The organism is Staphylococcus sp. GDY8P131P (assembly GCF_017891975.1).
In the GTDB taxonomy this organism is placed as follows: Bacteria; Bacillota; Bacilli; order Staphylococcales; family Staphylococcaceae; genus Staphylococcus; species Staphylococcus nepalensis.
In genome coordinates, this window is record NZ_JAESKF010000016.1 from 1 (window position 1) to 1,324 (window position 1,324).

1 protein-coding gene is annotated in these 1,324 nt (G+C 36.3%); it reads right to left on the reverse strand.

Annotated features, from left to right (window positions below; genetic code table 11):
* Positions 1-50: 50 nt before the first annotated feature.
* A complete protein-coding gene (locus tag KA894_RS11440) occupies positions 51-1,223 on the reverse strand; it encodes an IS256-like element IS256 family transposase (RefSeq protein WP_000195429.1) in 1,173 nt (390 codons plus the stop codon).
* Between the last annotated feature and the right edge of the window lie 101 nt (positions 1,224-1,324).

Below are 1,324 nucleotides of genomic sequence, written 5' to 3' on the forward strand. Positions count from 1 at the left end.
AGTCAAGTCCAGACTCCTGTGTAAAATGCTATACAATGTTTTTACCATTTCTACTTATCAAAATTGATGTATTTTCTTGAAGAATAAATCCATTCATCATGTAGGTCCATAAGAACGGCTCCAATTAAGCGATTGGCTGATGTTTGATTGGGGAAGATGCGAATAATCTTTTCTCTTCTGCGTACTTCTTGATTCAGTCGTTCAATTAGATTGGTACTCTTTAGTCGATTGTGGGAATTTCCTTGTACGGTATATTGAAAGGCGTCTTCGAATCCATCATCCAATGATGCGCAAGCTTTTGAATATTTTGGTTGATCGATATAATCATGAATCAATCGATTTTTAGCCTCACGCGCTAAGTTAATATCTGTGAACTTAAAAATTCCTTTAACAGCTTCTCTGAAAGATTTTGAATTTTTTTTAGGAATGGTGGTAAAGATATTTCTTAGGAAGTGAACTTGGCATCTTTGCCAACTTACGTTGGTGAAGGATTTTCTAATGGCAGAGACTAATCCTTTGTGCGCATCAGAAATAACGAGTTCCGTACCTTGTAAACCGCGTTCTTTTAGGTATTCAAAAAATGTTGTCCAGGTCTCTTCGCTTTCGCCACTTTGAATCATGAAGCCGATAATTTCACGGTCGCCATCTTTGGTTATTCCAATCGCTATATGACAGCTTTTTGAGAGTACTCGATTTTCTTCTCGTACTTTTATATAGAGTACATCGGTCATTAAGTAAGGATAATTTTTTTCTGATAATAAACGATTCTGCCACTCGTTAACCATAGGTTCTAGCTGTTCTGTTAAGCTAGAAACGAAGGACTTAGAGACGGATTTACCACAAAGTTCTTCCACAATTTTTGATACTTTACGAGTTGAAACGCCTGATACATACATTTCCAACATTGAAGCCATGAGGGCTTTTTCGTTTCGTTGATAACGTTCAAACACTGTGGGTGAAAAATGGCCATCACGTGTTCTGGGTACTTTTAATTCTAGCGTGCCTACACGTGTCGTAAAGCTGCGCTCATAATAGCCATTTCGTTGACTTTGTCGGTTTTCTGTTCGTTCATATTCTTTTGCTTGAATATATTCTGTTCGTTGATTTTCCATTAGTTGATTAAATACCGTTGTTAAAATATTTTTAGAAACGTCATCCTTTACAGAATATTCAATAATGCTTTGAATCTCTTCGCTTTTCAGTGTAAAATGTACTTGGGTCATGTAAAAGTCCTCCTGGGTATGTTTTTGTCGTTAAAAACATTGTACCGTAAAAGGACTGTTATATGGCCTTTTTACTTTTACACAATTATACGGACTTTATC